The organism is Spirosoma montaniterrae (genome assembly GCF_001988955.1).
Classification (GTDB): domain Bacteria; phylum Bacteroidota; class Bacteroidia; order Cytophagales; family Spirosomataceae; genus Spirosoma; species Spirosoma montaniterrae.
The window spans coordinates 4,711,255-4,732,586 of sequence record NZ_CP014263.1 but is presented as its reverse complement, the minus strand read 5'-3'; the positions used below and the strand labels follow the sequence as shown (position 1 = coordinate 4,732,586).

The window sequence follows — 21,332 nt, the reverse complement described above, 5'->3', positions numbered from 1 at the left end:
GTTGTAAAGTTATAGCGTTACAAAGTTGACGGATGATGGCGGAGCCAACTCTACAACTTTATAACGCTACAACTTTACAACTACTTCTCATTTACCATTTCGGCCCAGTTGAACCGGTCACTGGGCGAGAATTTCCAGGGAGCCATATTGTTTTCGATATTGCTGAACATGGCGTTCCAGGATGCCGGAGCCTGCGACTCTTCCATGACCCTATACCGGCGCAATTGCAGAATAATATCGAGCGGATTGATGTTGATGGGGCAGGCATTAATACATGCCTGGCAGGTGGTGCAGGCGTTCAGTTCTTCGGCGGTAATGTAGTCGCCCAGCAATGATTTTTCGTCTTTATAATCGACGCCGTTGGTTTGCCAGCCGCGCTGAATCTCTTCGAGCCGGTCGCGGGTGTCCATCATGATTTTGCGGGGCGACAGTTTTTTGCCGGTTATATTGGCCGGGCAAGCCGCCGTACAGCGACCACATTCGGTACAACTGTACGCGTTCATGAGGTTGATCCATTTCAGGTCATACACGTCTTTCGCGCCAAAACGCCCGATTTCGTCTGGTGTGGACTCGCCCGACGTAGCTTCGGCGGGTTGCATACCGTTGTCGTTAGCCTGTGAGCCATCGGGTTCGGTCGTAACCGGCAAGCCGAGCATCAGTTGCACTTCCTTCGTCACGGCGGGCATGTTCTGCATTTCGCCTTTAGGTTGCAGGTCCGAGAAATACACGTTCGGGAAGCCGAGCGCAATATGCAGGTGTTTCGAGTAAGTCACGTACACGGCAAATGCCAGAATACCAAGGATATGCAACCACCACGACACGCGCTCGTAGGCTACCAGTGCGGTATCACTGAACCCGGCAAACAGTGGCTTCAGGTACTGGCTAATCAGGAAATCCGGCACAACACCCTGCAAGTCGCCGTAATAGCCCACACCCCGGTCGCGCAGCACACTGTCAGATGCATTCCAGGTCAGGAAGGCAATCATCAGGATAATTTCGGCGGTCAGAATAATTGTGGCATCAGGAATTGAGAAACCGCGCAGTTCGCGGTGCCGCTCGGCCTGCAATCGGCTTACGCGGGCAACGAACCGGCGCGTCAGAAAAACGACACAAACGGCCAGAACGCCGAATGCCAGCACCTCAAAGACGTTGATCAGAAACGGATAGATGGGTGTGATGTAGGGCGCAAACAGTCGGTGCGTACCCAAAATGCCATCTAAAATAATCTCTAAAATTTCGAGGTTGATGATAATGAACCCGGCATAAATGACGAAGTGCATTACGCCCACGAGCAGATTGGTGAACATTTTCTTTTGCCCGAAAGCTACCAACAGCGTCGTGCGCCAGCGTTCGCCGGGGTTGTCGGTCCGGTCTTCGGGGCGACCTAAATTGATGGCCCGTGCAATCAGTTTCACGCGCTTCGTAACGAACCAGGCTGCTACGGCTAAAGCTGCTACGAATAAAATTTGCTGAAGAATGTGCATTGGTTTGGGGTCTTAATAAGGCTGACTGTCAGCAAAATAGTCAATCAGGTAAAAATTACTAAAAATTTATTCCGGTCAGAAACTTGCAAAATGGAAACGAAAACGTACTTTTGCACCCACGTTTCGGTGATGTAGCTCAGTTGGTAGAGCAAAGGACTGAAAATCCTTGTGTCGGCGGTTCGATTCCGTCCATCACCACCACCGCAACGGAAGCCTTCTCATCTGGGAAGGCTTTTTTCATTTTCAGAGCATCTCTACGCGTTCGCTGCATCGGTTCTGTAGTTATTTCCGTCAAAAACAGTATGCGTGCATACTAATTTTTGACTTAGCAAATATACGGCCTTCTCCGAATCTAACAAGCAGCCGGGCCTGATGTTTTATACGGGTAAAGCAACGCCCATATGCCCGAACTGCCCGAAGTTGAAATCCGACGACAATACCTCGAAACATCGTCGCTTAACCAGCCGATTGCTCATATCGAAGTTGAAGACAGAAAACTTCTCACCACCGACTATAACACATTGCTGACCACGCTCGTGGGGCGACAGTTTACCGGAACGCGCCGGGTAGGCAAAAATCTGTTCGTATTAACCGACGCGCCCGACGTAATCGTACACATGCACTTCGGCATGACCGGCGACCTCGAATACTACCACGCGTCGCTCGACCGGCCCCGCTTTGCCCGCATTGTGTTCGAGTTTAGTAATGGCTTCAACCTCGGCTTTTTGTGTCCGCGTAAGTTTGAGCGGGTTGGCTTAATCGATAGCATCGATGCGTTTCTGGAACGCAAGAAAATTGCACCCGACGGCTTAGACATTTCGGTGAATGAACTGAGCGAACGCATCCGGCGCAAGAAAGCCTTTATTAAACCCGTTTTGCTCGATCAGAGCGTAGTGGCCGGATTAGGCAACTGGATTGTGGATGAGGTGTTGTTTCAGGCCCGCGTTCACCCCGAACAACGCGCCGACACACTCACCAACGAACAGCTAACCGCCCTGCACGACGCCACTCGGCTCGTGCTGGAAACGGCCATTCGCCATGAAGCCACCTACCGCGACTTTCCGAACAGTTTTCTAATTCACGTCCGCGAATGGGACGATTCGCCCTACGACGACGTAGAAGCGCACAAGTTTTGCCCCCGCTGCCGCACCCGTATCGAACGCTCAACCGTTGGTGGACGAACCACCTTTTTTTGCCCAAAGGAGCAAAACATACCTGTTTAGTTGTGGCACATCCGGCGCGAACTAATTGATAACAGGTACAGTTTATATTTTGCATGTATCTACATTAATTACACCTGTCATGAATCGAACTGTTGCTTCCGTAAAAACCGCTCAGCCCAACAGTGTGGGCGATGGCTTTGTTGGTCTGAATGCTTTTCACCCGCAGAATTCGCGGCCCTACAATCCGTTCCTCTTGCTCGACCACCACGGCCCGATGCAGGTAGCCCCTTCCGAACACCCAAAAGGCGTTGATCAGCACCCACACCGGGGCTTCGAGACCGTTACGGTTGTCTATGAAGGTGCACTCGAACACCGCGATTCGGCGGGTAATCACGGTAAACTGTTCGCGGGCGACGTGCAGTGGATGACAGCAGCTTCGGGCATTATCCACGAAGAAAAGCACGAAAGCGCGTTTTCGCGGCAGGGCGGGCGGCTCGATTTTGTGCAGTTATGGGTGAACCTGCCTGCCAAATACAAGATGAATTCGCCCCGGTATCAGGACATTGCATCCTCGCGCATACCAGCTACAGTGCTGCCCGGTGGTGGTGCCCTACGCGTCATTGCGGGCGAGTTATCGGGCCTGACTGGTCCGGCGCATACCTTCAGCCCGGTTGTTCTGGCCGATTTAACGTTAACCACCGGACAGACCGAAACGCTGACTATGCCAGCCGACTACACGGTTTTTGTATATGCTCTCAGTGGTTCAGCACAATTGAATGGCGAACCGATTACGCGCGGTCAACTTGCGCTGACCAACGCCGACGGTGATACACTTACATTCTCAGCCGGTTCTGATGGCAAATTGCTCATTCTGGCAGGCGAACCCATCCGCGAACCGTTGGCCGCTTATGGTCCCTTCGTGATGAATACCCGCGAGGAAATTATGGAAGCGTTTGCCGATTTTCAGAATGGAAAAATGGGCGTGTTATAAATCCTTGATGTTTCCGAAACCAATCACGTCACGATAGGCGGGGTTGTCGCGGAGTTCGGTGGCGCGAATGAGTTTATCGGAGCCGAATTTGTCTTTGAGGTTGTAGACCGTTTGGCGGAGTTTGTCTTTGCGAGTGTTATCGTCAAACAAATGCAGCGGCACGGCATCGGCAGCAACAAATCGATGCACCACCACGCTCATTGTGCGGAGATATTCGTTCAGCACGGGTTCGCACTGGTGCGCGGCCTGAAACTTGTCGAGCCGTTCGCGGATGATGCGGTAAAGTTCGGGGCCGTCCTGCATGGGAGCCGGAAAGCTGACGTCGTAGTTATATGTTTTGCCAGTGTGGTACCGGCACGAGAACGACATGTTCTGGCAGAATACCCCATTGCGAACCATGCGCCGTTCGAGTGTCAGGCAGAGCGACAGCAGTAGTTCATCGAGCCGCTCGGCGGATGCCCGCTGCTCGCCCGAAATCGTTCGCATGGCCGACATGCTTTTGTACTCCTCGTTGTTGTCGAGATCAACTTCGCCCGCAAAATTGAGCCGCAGATGCCATCGCCAGCCAACCACGCTTTTGCAGATGGCTTTCAGGCGTTCGGGTTGGGCATAGCGCAGGTCGAGTGGCGTGTGGATACCCGCGTCTTCAAGCCGGGCGGCCATGCGGTCGCCGATGCCGGGCAGATCCAGCAATCTCAATCGGCGCAGTACACCGTCGATGGTTTCGGGCGTAATGATGGTCAGGCCGTCGGGTTTCTGGATGTCGGACGCTAATTTGGCTAAAAACACATTGGGCGCAATGCCGATGGAGCAGCGCAGCCAGTCGCCCACATCGCGCCGGATTGCGTGTTTAATCTGCATTGCCACCTGCTGCATATTGGGGTAAACTAATTGATAATCAGTAAGATCAACAACTGCTTCATCAATGCTTTTGGGCACCACATCATCGGCAAACGTCCGCAGTACCTCAATAATTTTCACATGAAACTCCCGATACCGTCCGGGGTGTGTTTCGACGGGAACCAATTCCGGGCAAAGATGTATGGCTTCGTCTAACCGCATTCCGGTTTTAACACCCCGCTTTTTAGCTTCGATGGACGGCGAAATTACGCAGCCATGCGGACCCGTGTATACGCACACCCCTACTGGCCGGCCCCGCAACCAATAATTCACCTGTTGTTCGCAGGAAGCAAAGAAACTGTTCATGTCGATAAACAGAACGGTTGGCTGCGTGTGGGTCGATAATCGGTTTCGATTCACTAAATTTCTATTAGATAGTGTCTTTTTGGGTAGTCTTTCGTCTGTATTAGTCGTAAGTTTGTTCTAATACAAGCGCAATATATTTTACTTGTATTATAATCACAATATATCCATACTACAATGGGTAAAAAATGTTCAACTAAGGTGGCTACATCAACGAACATACAGGACCGTTTAAAGCAAGTGTTCGATGCACTCGGCATTACTATCTACCAGATTGCCAAAGAGTTAGGCGAGAACCCCTCTAAGTTTTATAATATTCTGAATGGTCGGGCCAAACCATCGTATGACACCATCATGAGTTTGCTGGCCTGCTACCCGCAAATCAGTGCCGACTATTTGATTCGGGGTATCGAACCCGTGCTGAACTCGCCAGAAACCAATGCCGTAGCTCTGAACGCCGACGAAGACACCGTTGAGGTGCCGTTTGTGCCTGTCCGTTTTTATGCCACCTTCGTAGAAAGTTATGCCGACCGCAGCAGCATGGCCGATGCCGAATTGTTCCGGGTACGCAAACCTGTGGCGAAAGGTCACAAACAGGCTGTTGTGCTTGAAATTTCGGGCAACAGCATGAGTCCGCAGTTGGCACACGGGGCTAAAGTGCTGGCCGTGCCGGTCAGCGAAAGCGATTGGGAGTATCAATCGGGCGGAGTGTATGCCGTGATGTACCGCGATTATTTCGTGGTCAAGCGCATCCGCGACAACGAACTGATTACCAGAAAATATCTAACCTTACACTCCGACAACCCTAACGGCGGCAACGTGACAGTACCCCTGCACGACATTCGCGGCATGTGGAAAATCGTTACTATTGTGGAGGCTCCAGTGGAGTAGATTACTTTAAATCATCAGGCTCATGAATTGGCGCAACTATATCCATACAGACCCGGCGATTTTGGCAGGGAAACCAATTATTAAGGGCACTCGCCTATCAGTAGAACTTATTTTAGAACGTCTTGCTAACGGCTGGACAGAAGCTATGCTCTTGGAAAGCTATCCTACCTTATCCAAAGAAGCTTTGCCAGCCGTATATGCATTTATGCTCGAAACTATTCGGGATGATGTGTTTAAAATTCATGATTCATTGCGTCAGGCTTCATGAATCCAGCAACCCTACGTTGGCTCGCTGATGAAAATTTCCCTATTCCCGCTTTCCGGGCGTTAACCGATGCAGGCTGGGATGTCCGTCATATTGGGATTGACCAGGGTGGCTTGCCAGATACAGCCGTCATGCAGGCAGCAATTGATGAAAAAAGGCTATTACTAACCTTCGATGGTGATCATGGTACACTGATTTTTAAAGACGGCTACCGACCAATTGGCGTAATTTATTTTCGATTAGACGACTATTTACCCGATTTTCCAGGTCGTTTGCTACTCCGTTTAGATGATGAAGGGTGGGAATTCAGGGGGTTTATAACTGTAATAGAACCCAATATTATTCGACAACGAGCCATTCCGCGTAATCACTAATACTTTTGCAAAAAAGCTGCTATCTCCATGCCCCAGGCGATGCCGATGTGGATGAGCAGACCACCCCAGATGCTGCGCGTACTTAGAGCCAGTACGCCCAACAGATAGCCACCGAAAATAGACGATACGGCTTCGCCTACAGGTCGGCCAAAGTGAATGGCGCAGTACCAGACAATCATGGGCAATATGGCTCCGCTGCCCAGCACGCGACTCATGCCAATGACTAAAAAGCCCCGAAACAGCAGTTCGGTTGGCACGAAGTCCCAGCCGTAGCATAGTTCATAAATCAGGGTCGTAACCCACTCAGGCACGCCAAAAAACTCGTTCGCACTGGTATCGTGGTAGGTGGGGTAGCTTGCCAGAAAATCGGGCTGAAACGACGCCCACGTAATCAGCGGCACCATCAGGGCCAGCAGCGTGAGGTACAAAACCAACCCTTTACGTTTGGGTGCCATGCCGTAAAATTGGCTCGGCTGCGGGTCAGCAAATCGGTAAAAGAGGTACAGCGGCAGCACAATCGTCAACAGCGATTGCAGGTTGTGCAGGCAATAGTATAGAAATACAAACGCCTGCCCATCCCAGAGTTGTCGGCTTAGTTCGCTATGCGCGTAGAACCCCGAATAAATGGAATAGCTGATGAGGGCCGTCAGGCTTCGTGTCCAGAATTCCCGGTTTCGCCAAATGTCGGGCCGGTGGCAAAAGTGCGTCCAGAGCCAGACACTGACGTAGTAGCAGGTGGCATACAGGCCGAAATAGAACACCGGCCAGATGGGTTGTCCCTGAAACGAGTCGATATACGAATCTTCCAGATCGAGGTAATAGTTGACTGTCAGCAACAATACGAGCCAAACGGCAACAGCTCCGTAGAGGTCGGGCTGGAAATCGGTTTGCAGGTGGGTGCGGAGGTCGCGCCAGAGGGCTTTCATAAGACTTTGTGATTCCGGGCGAGACGCGTCCCGCCCGGAACCACAAAGCTACTAAAACCCTTCACGTTCGTCTTCTTTGTCTTTTTTCTTCTCTTTCGGCTTCGGCTCCTCTTTCGCCACTTTCGGGGCCGGCTTGTCGGCAGCAGCGGGTAGTTGGCCGGGTTTGGCCTTCTGCGGCTTCGTCTTCGCGCCTTTGGCGGCTTTCGGGGCCGGTTCAGCCGCTTTTGGCTCGGCAGGTTCAACCGTTTCGTCGAACGGGTCCGACGACGCAGCGACCGTGGGCTGGGCTGCGGGCGTTGGTGCTTTAGGCTGCGTTTTGGGCTTCGGCGCGGCTTTCGGTCTGGTTTTGTACTGATCCAGATAGCGGTCTACAAATAATTCTTTCTCGTCGGTCGTGGCCGAAACCAGTTCTAAAGCCGCTTTCCCGCTGTTCTTCGACCCTGCCAGCAGCCGGTCGTTGATGTCCTGACTCGATGTTACAATAGCTAACTGCCCCACTGAACCCGGTCCGTTGCCCGGTTTGTAATCGTAAAACACCCACTCATCTTCCGAAGCTTCGAGATAAATACTCGCTTCGTCGCCGTTAGGCATTTTGCGAATTTCGATAAACCCGTCCATCTGTGCGTTGATGTCGGCGGTCATGATGTTCGACACACCCAGCCGCCCGACACTGTAGAAGGCGTTGAACTTATCGGACCAGCGCAGGTTGGCATTTGCCAGCACGAGAGCGGCATTCAGTTTGGGTGATGCCTGACTGAGCGGTACGTGTGCGTTCTGTGCCTTTGTCCGGTAGGCATCAACGGCTTGCTGCCCAATCAGCGGCAAGAGCTTGTCTGACAGTCGATTAAGGTCGTCGTCGGCGGCTTCGTCGTTGCGTTCTTCCTGATTGGCCGTAATCAGTTTGCTGGCAATGGCCGTCGTGATGGGTTCCGGCATCGGGAACGTGAAGGCCAGCAACGTATTGAAGCGATACAGCGCACTGTCGATGTTGATTCGGGCCGAACCAGCCGCCAGCAGGTACTCGTTTGGTCTGGCGTTCAGCAGATTCAGTTTGCCCTTGTACGTCATCAGCCCGCGCGGATCGTTGAACGTGAAGGCGTTTTCAACATCATCGCTCGCGCTGTCGAGTTCGGCGATAGATTCGGTAGCGGTCGATGAGGTAATGCGGTACAGTTTGTCTTTTTCGTCGTAGCGCATCACGCCCGTTGCCGTAAACAGGTCATCGTCGCGGGAGTCTTCTTTGGCCGACAGGAACGTAGGATACAGCCCGCTCGCTGAATTGCTGCCACCGCCGAGCCGGAAATGGATACCGGCCACAAGTTGCTGCCCGCCTTCGTTTTTCAGGGTTTTATCGACTTTTATTTCAAGCCGTTCGCCAATTTTTTCTTTGAACGGAATCCAGTTTCCTTCCAGGTCACGGCGTTTTTTCAAGGCCGGTTTAATGGCCCCGTCGAGAGCCAAATCCTGACGCGGAGCTTCCATCGTAATCAGTCCTTTGTACAAAATGCGCGGGGCCAATTGCAGATTATCCGTTTCTTCCACCTCAGCACGGGCTACGGTAAAGTATGTTTTCCCGGCATTTGTATTTTTCGGAGTGCGATTGGTTTTGCGAGTGGGCTTTCTCACCTCATCCCCTCCCCCCTTTTCCTGCTTTTCAGGAGAGGGGGAATTGGCCGCCACTGCGGGGGCTTCTTTCAACTCAAAGCTGCCCATTTTAATAGCCGCCGTGTCGCCTTTCATGGTCGGGTACAGGTAGGTAGCGTCGCCTGCAAAACGAGTGCGCGACAAGACCTGAATGTTGCCGTTTTTCAGTTTGTGGAACAAACTAACCGTATCTAACTCCAATCGGGCATTTTTGAGGGCCATCATTTCGCCGTTGCGCCGGACAGTAACGATCCCTTTGTCAGGAAAAATACGAGCATCGGCAGCCGTCACGTAAGGTACCCCGCTGATGTTCAGCATCATTTTCTCGACATCGTACAAAGCCGCCGAACCATTGAATGTCAGTCCCTCCTGCTCTTCGCTGGTGGCTGTAAACGTCGACGTTTTCACATCGCCCTTCATGGCAATGGTGCGGGCGTTCACATTCCATTGCGCCCGGTTGATGTTGGTTTTGTAAGCTGCCGACGGAAACTCCAGACTGGCCGCAACCGAGTCGCCAACTAATTCTGACGTGTTATTAATCGCCAGCCCAACGAGTCCCTTTGTCTGGTTAAAATCTACATCAACGCCATTGCCGAGCAGAATTGGGCGGGCGTTCTCCTTGTCAGACAAAATTTTGAACTGCGCGTCGTTTGCCAGAAAACCGTCTTTGTTGAACTTTATGCGTTTCGAGATGGCTTCCGAGTCTTTCCGGCGCAGGGTGCCGCTGCCAAACAAACCCGTTGACCGCAGCACAACTTCGCCTTCCAGATTGGTGGTGGCGTTATAGAATACGAAGTTGTTTTTCTGCGTCGTAATCACCATACTGTCGGCTTTGGGCCACCATTTCAGGCTGTAGTTATTCAGCTTCACCTGCGGGAAGTAGGTTTTCCCGACTAACCCTTCTTTCACCTCACCGTTCGCGCCCGACGCCAGCAGCGAATCGGTCATGAACAGCATACCGCCGGTGTTGAGTGTGGTGGTCAGGTGGTTCAGTACGCCCTCGGCCCGCAACCCGTTTTTGTCCATCGTAAGCTCGGTGGTCAGTTTCACGGTTGGCCCGCCGGGTTTGCTGCTATAGACCGGGTATCCTGTAGCCGGTGCTTTATGCACGAAGCCCAGCGTGTTGTCGGGCATGGTTTTTAGCTCGGCTTTGAAAGGCGGGAAAATACCGTCGGAGTAGAACGTACCCAGAAACGAAATGTCGCCCTGCCCGATGCTGTCGTTGTCGATAGCCGGGATTTTGAAATAGACCTTCTTATTATAAATCAGATCACCACGAACGGGTTGGTCGAAATAGACGGTCATGCCTTGTGGCATCACGAGCCGCTGCGTGGTCTTTTTGCCCTTCATCTGCCCCGACTTATTGTCGGCACCGGCCAGAAAGACCGTTCCGGGATTCTCGTACTTGATGTCGCCCCCAACTTCGCCTTCCTTGCCCTGAGCCGCTAATTTCTGCGACGAGAAGGTAATGGAATCGATTTTGTTGAGGTTCATCGAAAACTTGTCGTAGTCGAATTGCAGGTTCTGCCCGGCATAGCGCAGATTTCCCGCTTTTAGTTGGCCGTTCAGCGAAAAAGCCCGGCCTTTGCCAATACGCAGGGTTTTGTCGGATGGGAAGCCGAAGACTTTGAGCGAATCGGAGATGGTGAAGCCGCTAACGCCCCGAATGGTCAGCAGTTTATCATCTAAATTGATGGTCGCGTTTTTGGTGCTGTCGTTCGAGGCAAAGGTCGATTGCACCTGGAAGTTGTCGTAGTCTTTTTTCTGCACATTCGCCAGCACATACAGCACCCCTTTGCGGCTCAGGCGCATCAGCCCGGCAGCATCGCGGTCGATGTAGCCTTCCAGCACCATTCGATTCAAAGCGCCCCGCAGAGCCACCGGACTTACCTGCTTCACCGACTGCGTAATCTCGTCGTCGGTAAACGTCTGCTGCTTTTTGGTTGAAACGAAATTCGCAACGATTTGTAGCGGATGAAACCCGTAATCGACGGAAATGTCAGAATACCGCTGCGGCAGAAAATAATCGAACGACTCGAACCGAACCGGTACTTCACGTTTAGCTCCTACCTGATAGAAATCAACCTTCCGGCGGGGCAGGTCCCAGCGCGTCACTTCGGGCAGAATGTAGAATTTATGGTACGAATCGGCCAGCGGCACACGGGCAAACTCGGTGCGGTCGGGCCGATTGAGCCAGGCCACGCGCTGGGTTTTATCAAATTTAAACTGAACGGCGGGGTGTGTAATCGAATCGGCGTCGATATAGCCTACGAAAGCCGCCGACTGCGCCGTGATGGTAGAGTCTTTAAAATCGAACCGGCGGCTACTGGCCTTAAACGCCGGTTTGCCGTTGTGTTTGACAACGATCACTGCCGGTTGCCCACTGGCCGAAGCGCCCACCAACTGCGTACCGGCCAAAGCCAGCCCACCCCGATAGTCTACATCAGCACCCAGACCCGGAATTTTTGCGTCGTTTTGCCACGACATAAAGCGCGGGTAATTAGTTGGGCCAGCCCGTTTGCGGAGCACATACTCAAAAACGCCCTTCACGGGTTTGGCGGTCAATCCCTCGGCAGTCAGCGTCACGTCGTCGGCCTGCAAACGCGGGCTGATGATGGGCAGCGCGTACTCGCTGAACGTCACGAAAATATCGGGCCGCTCTACCGACTCCCAGGTGAACTTACCCCCTTTGCCCACAAAAACGCCTTCTTTCAACAGCAGATCACCCGATGTATTTGCCAATACCGCCGAATCTTTGTTGGCAACCATCGCCAGCGACACGTCGGTAAGCGTAATCACGGCTCCCGACACTGTCGGCAACGCTCGGCGTTGCGGCACAAACTGCACGCCCAACGAACGAGGCTGTGCTGAATCGCCCGGCTGAGGCTCGTCCCAGCCGTCGAAGCGCGACCGCTCGGCAGCCGCTTTGGCCGCAGCCAATGAATCGGCAGTTTGTTGGGCTGGGGTTTTCTCGGCGGCTTGCGAAGTTGACACGGGCGCGTCGTTGCCTATGAAACGGAAGCGGAACGAGCCGCCATGAACGTATAGCTTGTTGTAATTACTGGTATATAACAGTCGTTTTTCCAGAAACAGCCGCGTCGTTTGCAGACTTTGCCCAAAGGTGCGGGCGTCGGCGGTCTCGAATAGCTTCTCGGCAACGGTCAGCAGCCCGTCAATGTCGGCGGCAGGCTGGGCATTGGCGGCTGCGACAACAGAGCCATAGAACGACGCGAAGAACGTGGCCGGAGCGAGCCGTTTCTGGTTCATTTTACGGCTCAGCGTCATCACGCGTTCCTGCTGCTGGGGCGTCAGCCGATTTTCCGACCAAACGGCCTGCAACTCGGCCCCCGTGCGGGCTGCACCCGGCCCACCCGTTGCCATCAGCTTCTGGACGTCGGCCATAAACTGGTCGGGCTTATCCGACAGCCGCACTGCCTGCCCGAAGGCAGTCAACGACGTAACGGTTAGCAAGGCTATCCCAAAAAGACAAACTATACTTCGTTTCATTGCGCATTTGCTGTAAATAAGTTGGTCGTCATAACTGTCAGCCAACTGCTGTCCGGCTTTTGATATAGTAACGACGTCCATCCCCGAATTGTCATTCCCTGAACCGGTGTTAACCCTGACTCGGCGGCTTTTTGCTCAATATCAACGGCATCGGCTTCGTAGAAACCGCTGACGAGCAAATAACCGCCTTCGTTGAGCAGGTGCGTGTAGGTCGGAATTTCGGCCAGTAATACGTTTCGATTGATGTTAGCCAGCACCACGTCGTAGCGGCTTGCCGGGTCTACGTCGGCAATGGTACCCTGAAAGACCCTGATTTGCGGGCATTGGTTCAGGTCGGCGTTTTCGCGGGCGTTTTCAACGGCCCACTCCTCAATGTCGAAGGCTACCACGGCCTGTGCGCCCATTTTAGCCGCCAAAACGGCCAGAATACCCGTTCCGCTGCCTACGTCCAACACTGTTTTTCTGCTGAAATCCAGGCTAAGCTGGTGTTCGAGCATCATGGCCGTAGTTTCGTGGTGGCCGGTTCCGAACGACATTTTCGGATTGATGACAATGTCGTAACGAAACCGGGCATCCTTCTCGTGGAAGGACGCCCGGACCCGGACTTGGGACGCCACTTCAATCGGTTCATATCCACTCTCCCACTCGGCGTTCCAGTTTCGTTTTTCTAACGAACTGACTGCGTAGGCTATTGCGGTTTGGCTGGCGTATTTCGCAACAAGTTCCTGTATGGCGTCTTCCCGGAAATCTGGCTCAACAATATAAGCATTCAAGCCCTGATCGGTTTCAACAAACGACTCAAACCCCAGTTCGGCGAGTTCGGCAGTGAGTATATCGGTAAAATCGGGCGAAATTAATAGTTGCAGTTCGATATAATTCATTCGTCAAAGTAACGAAAAAGCTGGGCCGCTGGCTCAAATTTTCGTATTGGCCCAGCCGGGCTAAATCGGGCTCTATGTATCTCATTTACAAGGTAAATTGTTTATTATTTGGCGCAATAATTTGTTTATCAAATCATTAATTATGAACTTTGTCGACAATCTGTTTGTAATACAGGGCAATACATCTTTCCTGAATATCGTTACGATAGCGTCTTCAGTAAGGATAGTAGTGTTGGAAATTGTTATGATGTTGTGATTCCATTGTTGACCGTATAGGCTGTTTTTCTATCCATTTTTAATGACCGAAACCTTTACCTGAGTACGTGTTCATGTCCAATTAAACTGACTATTTACAATGGAGAACAATCCCCCAAAGTCAAAAACCAACGGTGCCCTGCTGGCTGCTCTGATCATTATGACGGGTTTAGCTGGTATGGTTAGTTACCTCTACTTCGATCAGAAAAAAGTGTCCGAAAATCAGGAGGTGACTATCTCCGAGCGCGTTGAAGAACTCTCAACAACCCGCGTTAAGTTAGATTCGATTTCGACGGCATTGGATGCCAAAATTGCTGAGGTTCAGAAGTTAGGTGGCGACGTTTCGGAGCTGGAGAAAGTGAAGGCCCAGCTCGAAGAAGACAGAGCATCGCTGCGCCGGGGTAATCGGATTTCGATTTCCAAATACGAGGCCAAAATCAAGCAGTACGAAGCGTTTCTGATCGAGAAAGATACGCTTATTGCCAATCTACAACGCGAGAACGTGACGCTGGCAACCAATGTGAAGGTGCTTGACGAAGAAAATACGGGTCTGAAAACCGAGCGTCAGCGACTGGCAGATTCGGTAACGACGGTAGTTTCGCAAAATCAGGAACTTAGCACGAAAGTAACTCGTGCGGCTGCGCTGAAAGCACAGAATGTGAAAGTGCTGGCTGTTAACGCCAAAGGCAAAGTAAAGGAAGACGATGCCTACAAAGCACGTCGCTTAGACAAAATCAAGCTGATGTACACGTTGCTCGATAACCCGCTGACCAAAGAAGAGCCAAAAGACGTGTATGTGCGGGTACTTGATCCCGACGGTGCAGTTGTGTCAGACATGGCGAATGGTTCGGGTACGTTCACTGTCGATGGCAACGAGACCATCTATACAACCAAGCAAACGGTGAATTACACCAGTAAGGGTCAGAACGTTGAACTGCTGTATACGCGCGGCATTCCCTATAAGCCGGGCAAATACACGGTAGAACTCTACGCCGAAGGTTTCCGTATCGGAGCTGGTGAGTTTGCCGTTCGGTAGTTTTTTGCTCTACATCTAAATTGAAACGCAGAAGCGCGGCACATATCAGTGCCGCGCTTTTTTTATTCCCTTCCGTAAGGGGGCGACTTAAGTCGCCCCCTTACGGAAGGGAACGTTAGTTTTCAGCAATTTCAGCGGGGTCGACCCAAACTTTCATGTCGTTGAGCGTCATCGGTCCAAACTGCGTTGTGAAGGCCACGTCGGCAGCATCACGTCCGTAGGCAACGGTAATACGATTACCGCGCGGCTGTTGCTGCGTAGCGTCGAACGTAAACCAACGACCATCTATGTACGCTTCAAACCAGGCGTGCAAGTCCATCGGTTTGAGTTGGTACAAATAACCTACCACCATCCGGGCCGGTATATTTAATGCCCGGCACAGTGAAATGCCAAGGTGTGTAAAATCGCGGCACACGCCAACACGGGCATTTGCCGTATCAACCGCCGACGTGCTGGCATCGCTGGTGCCATACTGGTATTTTACGTTTTCGTTAATCCATTTCCGAATGGCTTCGGCCTGATCGTAGCCCGGTTCAACGGCATTGGTGATCTCCGCAGCCAAATCACCCAACTGATCCGACTGGCAGTAACGGCTGGGCAGCGTGTAGTGCAGCACGTCGTCGGGCAGGTCTTCTACGGGCGTATACGGTGCACCCGGCTCTACGTCTATGGCGTCGGCGGTTTGCACTGTGGCCGAAAAGTGAATTGAGAATGGCCCTTCTGGAGCAACTAACCGCTGGCACAAATTGCCGTACATGTCGGTAAATTCGGTCACGTTGACGGAGGGCGTAATCTGGTATTCTTCACGCATAATCCATTGCCCGGCACCGGAGCGCGGTCGGAGCATTAACACAAGAGGGGTTGGTCCCTGGGCCTCGAACTGGAGTTCGCAGCCAGCGTTAAGTTGCATAGTAAATTGGAAGTTGTGGCTATTTATCATCGTAAGCCATAAATCACCTGAATTGTTTCCGTCTGTATTTTAGTGATTAATGATAGTATTGCATTTCAAAAAACAACTTTACTATTATTCTGACATTTTATATATTTACAAAATATAATAGCACCAGTAAAAGATATTTCGATGGATTCTTTCAGCAAACCTATTCCAGGCATATATAACTACTGCGACGCATGGTGTGCACGATGCCTGTTCACGAATCGTTGCCGAAGTTTTCAGATTCAGCAGGAAGCCGGGTTAGTAAAAGCCGCTACGAACAGCCCGGATTTAGTTCAGCAGCTTACCGACGCCTTGACCCTAACAAAGCAGTATGTTGAAAAACTAAATCAGACGAATCGGCTGATTGGCCCTGATACGCCTACCGAACCCCAAACGCTGGCCCTGGAGGAAAAAGCCCTACTGCCCGTTGTCGACATCCGGCGGCACCCTCTGGCGAAACTCGCCAACGTCTACCTGAAACAAAGTGGCCGCTGGCTCTCCGCAGAAAAAGACTTGTTGACGAATGCGGGGCAGGAACAACGCTGGCGCGTTGAACTGGGTTTGCAAACCGAAGAAGACGCTATGCCGGTACTACGCGCACTGAAAGATGCGTGGGACGTTATCGGCTGGTATCGTACACTAATTCCGGTTAAGCTACTCTCAGCACTGCGTTTCCTGACCGAGCCTGCCACCGACGAGCATCTGAATGATTATCACCTCGGCAAAGCCAAACTCGTGTTGGTTAGCATCGACCGGTCGCTAATGGCCTGGGAAACGTTATTGACGCATTTCCCTGACAAAACAGACGATGTACTCGACCTGCTGGCCCTGCTCTGCCACCTGCGTCGGGACATCGAAACGCTCTTCCCGAATGCCAGAGCATTCCGACGACCGGGGCTTGATTAGAGGTGTTATTATTTCTTCACGATCACAAACTCCACGCGTCGATTCTGCTGGCGGCCTTCGTCGGTGTCGTTGGTAGCAACGGGTTTGGTTTCACCGAAGCCTTTGCTGGCAATACGGTCGGGTTCAATGCCTTTGCTGATGAAATATTCGCGCACGGCGTCGGCCCGGTCTTGCGAGAGTTTGGCATTAATTTCGTTCGAGCCAGTGTTGTCGGTATGGCCGCGTACTTCAATCACCATTTTGGGCGCGTCGTTTAATGTAATAACAAGCCGGTCGAGTTCAGGGCCGGATTCAGGCCGCAGTTCGGACTTGCCCGTGTCGAAGAAAATGTTGTTGAGCCGCACGGTCCGGCCTACTTCAATCGGCACTAATTTCAACTCTTTATTCTTGATTTCCTGAAAGCCGGCTGTTTTGGTCAGGTCAATGTTATCGCCCTCAGCGATAAAATCTTTGGCGATGGCCCTCATTGTGTATCGCTGACCGTAGGGCAGCACAATTTTATATTCGCCCGTAATCGGGTCGGAGGTCGCTTCGCCTGCTTCGGCCCCGTCGGGCAGGGTTTGGTATACAATGCGGGCTTCGATGGGCTTGCCCGTTGTTTGATCGATTACTTTGCCACTGATGAGCGCGACCGGGTCGGGCCGGGTGTTGGCCGGATTCTGGGCCAGGTCGTTGCCACCGCCGACTTTTGCCGGGGCGTTGGCCGGGGGTGTATCGTCGCCTAACTTGACACGAACAATGTCGCCTTTGCCGAGTGTATTTTTGAACGTAGTCAGATAAGCGTAATCGCCTGATGCCGAGAGCGTATAATAAGCATCGTAACCATCGGTATTCACAGCCGGGCCGAGATTTACGGGTTTGCTCCAGTGTTTCCAGGTCTTATCAACGCGCTTTACTACGTAAATGTCGTTGCTACCGAGGCCCCCTTCGCGGTCGCTCGAAAAGTAGAGTGTGGCTCCGTCGGGAGCCAAAAAGGGCGTAGTTTCGGTAAATTTGGTGTTCACCTCCGGGCCGATATCCATTGGCTTGCTCCACGAACCGTCTTTCTGCCGGAAGCTCACGTAAAGGTCATCTTCCTTGCTGTTTTTTTTCTCACTGAACGCCATCAGCAGCACTTTACCATCGGCAGACATAAAGCCGCAATCGAACTGCCCTTTGCTCAGATTAACGTAGTTCGGAATATCGATTTTCTGCGGGGGCGACCAGCCGCTTGCCGTTTTTTTGCTGAGCGAAAAGCCACGCGTCAGGTAGTTGCCGTTTTCGTACTGCCCTTTAATGAGCATCGTTTGCCCGTCGGGCGTGATGCTGTAGGCGCAGTTGTATTCGTCTTTGTTGAGCGGAAAACCCATACGCCGGGCAGGACCCCACTGTTTGCTGGCTTCGTCAAATTCGGAGTACCAGATGTCCTGACTGCCTTTATTGCCGTGCGTATTGTTGGGGTGGCTGATACGGGCGAAGTACAGCGTTTTCCCATCCGGCGCAATCATCGGGTTGATTTCGTTGTACTCCGAATTAACCTGATTACCCAGATTCTGGACGCGGGTCGAATCGTTACGCAGTTGGGCATTGGCACCAAATGTAATAAACAGGAGTAAGTAGGCCGTAACGGTATAGGTATTGTTCATACAAAATAGATGCAACGTATCAGCACATCGCACCCTGCTTCAAATAACGTACCGAAATGGTAAGTTTGTGTATGCTCATTTGATTACAGTTTGACCAATCGCAAACCAATGGGCAGCAAATGGTCAAAATCATTATCAGCCGTGTGAAGTTCTACATCGTAGTATAGTGCTGTGGCGGCTATCCAGATGTCGTTTTTACCCATATTTCTGGCGGTTATGCCTGGAGGTAACGGGTCCGAGATTAATAGTCCCTGGCTATAAGCATCGACTGTTGCATACACATCTGTAAGCGTTGGTTCAATACCAAGTACAGGAATCTCACCAATTATTTTTTCCAGCGTAGCCCTTTTCTGATAACCCCAGTTCCGTTTAATAGCAAAGGCTTTTAACTCACCTACTGTAATAATTGATATGACAGCAAAGGGCGGTAATTCAGCTTTTTTTCGGATTAACTCTATGAATACGTTTGTATCAAGCAGCATGAGTTGATATAATTTCTATTTATAACCCTTGCGACAACATAGATTCCCACTCCTCTTCTGTAAAACTTAACTCAGGTAACTTTTTAGGCTGATCGCTCCCAATCTCGCGTAAGAGTTGTTCCAGACCACCTGCAGCCGCTACATCATCAGAGTAATAAACCCGCATGGGATTAGCTGTAGGCACGGAGTTAGGCGTCCGAGGTTGGGTTGCGGGTATCTTTATCTGGTTCATATCGGATCAACTGTTCGTTATCAAAAGTAAAACTTTTTGTTTAGTCCACTACAACTGAACGGCATTTAAGACGACAGTCAGTCATGATCAACACACTACAGAAACTTTCCATCAGCGGACGACTACGCGTCCCGGACTATGCGTCCTGGAATTAATTCGCCCGCTGATGGAACCGAAAAACGATACTCAATACGCTTTCAAACTCAAATCCAAACTTTTGATCTGGTGCGTGAGTGCGCCCGACGAGATGAAATCAACGCCCGTTTCGGCATAGGCCCGGAGATTGTCTTCGTTGATGCCGCCCGATGCTTCGGTCACGAAACGCCCGTTGATGAGCCGCACCATGTCGCGGATACCGTCGGGAGTGAAGTTGTCTAATAAAATTACGTCTACCCGGGTCGCGTCAGACTGCCCTACACGCAGCACCTCTTCAACTTCGGCGCGATTGCGGGTTTCGACCTCGATGCGGAGGTTACGGCCCGTTTCGCGCAGATACGAAACGGCTTTGGTAATGGCCGCTTCGATGCTGCCGGCATAATCGACGTGGTTATCTTTAATCAGAATCATGTCGTACAGGCCGAAACGGTGGTTTACGGCCCCGCCGATTTTGGTCGCCATTTTTTCGCAGATTCGGAAATTGGGCGTGGTTTTGCGCGTGTCGAGCAGCCTGGCGCGGGTGCCTTCGAGCAGGTTTACCATCCGGCGTGTTTGGGTAGCAATTCCGCTCATACGCTGCATACAATTGAGTACCAGCCGCTCAGCGGTCAGAATGTTGCGGGCGTTGCCGTCTACAGTCAGCACAATATCGCCGGGCTTGATGGCGTCGCCGTCGTGCATCAGCACGTCCACGATAAAATTAGGGTCAACTTCGGCGAAAATAGCCTGGGCTACTTCGACCCCGGCCAGAATACCAGCTTCTTTTACCAGCAGCCGCGCCCGCTTCCGCGCATCTGCCGGAATGGTCGACAGGGACGTATGATCGCCATCGCCAACGTCTTCGGCAAGGGCCAATCGAATAAATTCGTGCAGATTCATGCCTGCAAGGTAATAGTTTTTGTGGTGCCTGCCCAGAAGCCGTACCTTTGCCGTTGGATGAAAACCGTAATTATTAAATACAACGCGGGCAATGTGCAGTCGGTGATGTTTGCCCTCGACCGGCTGGGCGCACCCTACCTGCTTACCGACGACGAAGCCGAAATCCGCTCTGCCGACAAAGTTATTTTTCCGGGCGTTGGCGAGGCCAGCACAGCAATGGCCTACCTGCGCCAGCGTGGACTGGACAAACTGATACCGAGCCTGAAACAGCCGGTGCTGGGCACCTGCGTTGGGATGCAGTTGATGTGCCGCCATTCGGAAGAAAACAACACGACCTGCATGGGTATTTTCGATATCGACGTGCGTCGGTTCCCTACCGATGGCGTGTTGAACGGTCAACGGCTGAAAGTGCCGCACACGGGCTGGAACAACATTCATACCCTACGCGGTCCGCTGACCGAGCGGCTTCCCGAAAACGCCTACGTGTATTTCGTACACAGCTATGCCGCCGACGTTTGTCCCGAAACTACGGCGGTTTGCGATTACGTACGCCCATTCAGCGCGATGCTTCACCGCGACAATTTTTATGCCGCCCAGTTTCACGCCGAAATAAGCGGCAACGCCGGGCAAACCATTTTAGAGAACTTTTTGAAACTTTGATTCAAACGCAGAGGGGCAGAGGTTTACGCAGAGCACACAGAGACTACTTTGCGAACTCTGCGTAAACCTCTGCCCCTCTGCGTTTAAACTATATGTATATCATCCCCGCTATCGACCTTATCGACGGGAAAGCCGTTCGGCTCACCCAGGGCGATTACAACCAGAAAAAAGAGTACAACGCCCGACCGCTCGACGTGGCAATGCAGTTCGAAGATGCCGGACTAACCCGCCTGCATCTGGTAGACCTCGACGGTGCCCGCGAAAAGCGCGTTGTGAACTGGAAGGTATTGGAACTGATTGCCACCAAAACCCGTCTACACATCGACTTCGGCGGGGGCGTTCAGTCGGACGACGACCTGCGGACGGTGTTCGAGTGCGGAGCCAAACAGGTTACGGGCGGCAGCATCGCCGTAAAACAGCCCGACGTGCTGGAACAGTGGGTTTCACAACACGGGTCGGAGAAAATTATTCTCGGAGCCGATGCGAAAAACGAGAAAATCGCCGTTAGCGGCTGGGAAGAAGGCACCGATGTCTGGATTTACGATTTCCTCGACCGATGGGTTGAAGGGGGCATTCAGTACGTTATCAGCACCGACGTTGCCAAAGACGGGCTGTTACAGGGGCCTTCGTTTGAGTTGTACCGCAACATGCAGGACCGCTTCTCAACCCTGAACATTATTGCCAGCGGGGGCGTCTCGAACATGGGAGACATTGAAACATTGGCCGATATGGGCCTGTATGGCGTCATTGTGGGCAAAGCCATTTACGAAGGACGCGTAACGCTGAAACAGTTAACAGCCATCAGCCAACAATGAGTCGTATTGTATGGAGTACA

The 21,332-nt window shown here is 52.1% G+C and carries 18 protein-coding genes and 1 tRNA gene; 10 read left to right on the top strand and 9 right to left on the bottom strand.

The window, feature by feature from the left end:
* Positions 1–80: 80 nt before the first annotated feature.
* The gene (locus AWR27_RS20380) at positions 81–1,484 is read right to left on the bottom strand and encodes a 4Fe-4S dicluster domain-containing protein (RefSeq protein WP_077132891.1); all 1,404 of its coding nucleotides are present in this window, start codon (positions 1,482–1,484) and stop codon (positions 81–83) included.
* Between the two features lie 125 nt (positions 1,485–1,609).
* Between AWR27_RS20380 and AWR27_RS20375 the strand changes: the two genes are divergently transcribed.
* The 3 genes from AWR27_RS20375 (at position 1,610) to AWR27_RS20365 (ending at position 3,638) form a co-directional block, all read left to right on the top strand.
* Positions 1,610–1,685, top strand: a tRNA-Phe gene (locus tag AWR27_RS20375).
* 200 nt (positions 1,686–1,885) lie between these two features.
* The gene (locus AWR27_RS20370) at positions 1,886–2,707 is read left to right on the top strand and encodes an Fpg/Nei family DNA glycosylase (protein ID WP_077132890.1); all 822 of its coding nucleotides are present in this window, start codon (positions 1,886–1,888) and stop codon (positions 2,705–2,707) included.
* Positions 2,708–2,786: 79 nt separating this feature from the next.
* On the top strand, positions 2,787–3,638 hold the full coding sequence (locus tag AWR27_RS20365; RefSeq protein WP_077132889.1) for a pirin family protein: 852 nt from the start codon (positions 2,787–2,789) through the stop codon (positions 3,636–3,638).
* Here AWR27_RS20365 and AWR27_RS20360 read toward each other — a convergent pair.
* Positions 3,633–4,898: a DNA polymerase Y family protein gene (locus AWR27_RS20360; RefSeq protein ID WP_077132888.1), complete on the bottom strand. Its 1,266-nt coding sequence runs from the start codon at positions 4,896–4,898 to the stop codon at positions 3,633–3,635. The genes AWR27_RS20365 and AWR27_RS20360 overlap by 6 nt on opposite strands.
* 144 nt (positions 4,899–5,042) lie before the next feature.
* Between AWR27_RS20360 and AWR27_RS20355 the strand changes: the two genes are divergently transcribed.
* Genes AWR27_RS20355 through AWR27_RS25585 form a run of 3 tightly spaced genes read left to right on the top strand, consistent with a single transcriptional unit; the run spans position 5,043 to position 6,371 of the window.
* Positions 5,043–5,732: a LexA family transcriptional regulator gene (locus AWR27_RS20355; protein ID WP_077134111.1), complete on the top strand. Its 690-nt coding sequence runs from the start codon at positions 5,043–5,045 to the stop codon at positions 5,730–5,732.
* Positions 5,733–5,754: 22 nt separating this feature from the next.
* Positions 5,755–6,000 carry a DUF433 domain-containing protein gene (locus AWR27_RS20350; RefSeq protein WP_077132887.1) on the top strand — a complete coding sequence of 82 codons (246 nt, stop codon included), beginning with the start codon at positions 5,755–5,757 and terminating at the stop codon, positions 5,998–6,000.
* Entirely contained in the window at positions 5,997–6,371 is a 375-nt protein-coding gene (locus AWR27_RS25585) for a DUF5615 family PIN-like protein (RefSeq protein ID WP_077132886.1), read from the top strand. The genes AWR27_RS20350 and AWR27_RS25585 overlap by 4 nt, the downstream gene beginning before the upstream one ends.
* On the opposite strand, the gene AWR27_RS20340 is transcribed toward AWR27_RS25585, so the two are convergent.
* Genes AWR27_RS20340 through prmA form a run of 3 tightly spaced genes read right to left on the bottom strand, consistent with a single transcriptional unit; the run spans position 6,368 to position 13,329 of the window.
* On the bottom strand, positions 6,368–7,297 hold the full coding sequence (locus tag AWR27_RS20340; RefSeq protein WP_077132885.1) for a CPBP family intramembrane glutamic endopeptidase: 930 nt from the start codon (positions 7,295–7,297) through the stop codon (positions 6,368–6,370). The genes AWR27_RS25585 and AWR27_RS20340 overlap by 4 nt on opposite strands.
* Positions 7,298–7,348: 51 nt before the next feature.
* Positions 7,349–12,448, bottom strand: a complete 5,100-nt coding sequence (locus AWR27_RS20335; RefSeq protein WP_077132884.1) for a hypothetical protein — start codon at positions 12,446–12,448, stop codon at positions 7,349–7,351.
* A complete protein-coding gene (gene prmA / locus AWR27_RS20330) occupies positions 12,445–13,329 on the bottom strand; it encodes a 50S ribosomal protein L11 methyltransferase (RefSeq protein ID WP_077132883.1) in 885 nt (294 codons plus the stop codon). Before prmA ends, AWR27_RS20335 begins: the two co-directional genes overlap by 4 nt.
* A gap of 355 nt (positions 13,330–13,684) precedes the next feature.
* Between prmA and AWR27_RS20325 the strand changes: the two genes are divergently transcribed.
* Positions 13,685–14,620 carry a hypothetical protein gene (locus AWR27_RS20325; protein WP_077132882.1) on the top strand — a complete coding sequence of 312 codons (936 nt, stop codon included), beginning with the start codon at positions 13,685–13,687 and terminating at the stop codon, positions 14,618–14,620.
* Between the two features lie 115 nt (positions 14,621–14,735).
* Here AWR27_RS20325 and AWR27_RS20320 read toward each other — a convergent pair whose 3' ends face one another.
* Positions 14,736–15,530 (bottom strand): transglutaminase domain-containing protein, encoded by a 795-nt coding sequence (locus AWR27_RS20320; RefSeq protein WP_077132881.1) that lies wholly within the window; start codon positions 15,528–15,530, stop codon positions 14,736–14,738.
* Positions 15,531–15,701: 171 nt separating this feature from the next.
* On the opposite strand from AWR27_RS20320, the gene AWR27_RS20315 reads away from it, so the two are divergent.
* Complete coding sequence (locus AWR27_RS20315; RefSeq protein WP_077132880.1) at positions 15,702–16,463, top strand: hypothetical protein; 762 nt, start codon at positions 15,702–15,704, stop codon at positions 16,461–16,463.
* 8 nt (positions 16,464–16,471) lie between these two features.
* Here AWR27_RS20315 and AWR27_RS20310 read toward each other — a convergent pair whose 3' ends face one another.
* The 3 genes from AWR27_RS20310 to nadC form a co-directional block, all read right to left on the bottom strand.
* Positions 16,472–18,088 carry an OmpA family protein gene (locus AWR27_RS20310; RefSeq protein ID WP_083732925.1) on the bottom strand — a complete coding sequence of 539 codons (1,617 nt, stop codon included), beginning with the start codon at positions 18,086–18,088 and terminating at the stop codon, positions 16,472–16,474.
* An 83-nt stretch (positions 18,089–18,171) separates the two neighbouring features.
* Positions 18,172–18,570 (bottom strand): PIN domain-containing protein, encoded by a 399-nt coding sequence (locus AWR27_RS20305; RefSeq protein WP_077132879.1) that lies wholly within the window; start codon positions 18,568–18,570, stop codon positions 18,172–18,174.
* Between the two features lie 418 nt (positions 18,571–18,988).
* Positions 18,989–19,837, bottom strand: coding sequence for a carboxylating nicotinate-nucleotide diphosphorylase (gene nadC / locus AWR27_RS20295; RefSeq protein ID WP_077132877.1), 849 nt, complete (start codon positions 19,835–19,837; stop codon positions 18,989–18,991).
* A gap of 57 nt (positions 19,838–19,894) precedes the next feature.
* On the opposite strand from nadC, the gene hisH reads away from it, so the two are divergent.
* Both hisH and hisA read left to right on the top strand, forming a co-directional pair.
* Positions 19,895–20,497 (top strand): imidazole glycerol phosphate synthase subunit HisH, encoded by a 603-nt coding sequence (gene hisH, locus AWR27_RS20290; protein ID WP_077132876.1) that lies wholly within the window; start codon positions 19,895–19,897, stop codon positions 20,495–20,497.
* 92 nt (positions 20,498–20,589) lie between these two features.
* Positions 20,590–21,312, top strand: a complete 723-nt coding sequence (gene hisA / locus AWR27_RS20285; protein ID WP_077132875.1) for a 1-(5-phosphoribosyl)-5-[(5-phosphoribosylamino)methylideneamino]imidazole-4-carboxamide isomerase — start codon at positions 20,590–20,592, stop codon at positions 21,310–21,312.
* Positions 21,313–21,332: the final 20 nt, after the last annotated feature.